Raw genomic sequence first — 252 nt, forward strand, 5'->3', positions numbered from 1 at the left:
GTAATCACTGACTTTAGTAATAAACTGATACTGCAGCTTATCGCTACTTGGTAAGTAATAATCAAAATCGGCAAGTACTCTAAATAACTCTGCAAATTCCTCGTCATATTCACCGATGGTGTAATAAAGCTCACGTGAGACAAGTAAAATAATTTTTACATCAAGCGGTATTAACTGCGGGCGAAGCGTAAAGCTACTTCCAACTACACTGTCTTGATAAGGTAAGTCATTTTTAATTTGATGCGTTTTTAG

At 35.7% G+C, this 252-nt stretch carries 1 protein-coding gene; it reads right to left on the reverse strand.

Features of this window, described 5'->3' with window-relative positions; all coding sequences use genetic code 11:
• On the reverse strand, positions 1–252 hold a 252-nt coding region (locus SB765_RS31965), incomplete at both ends, for an AAA family ATPase (protein ID WP_410932802.1).

The organism is Pseudomonas sp. SIMBA_067, from assembly GCF_046534675.1.
Lineage (GTDB): Bacteria > Pseudomonadota > Gammaproteobacteria > Pseudomonadales > Pseudomonadaceae > Aquipseudomonas > Aquipseudomonas putida.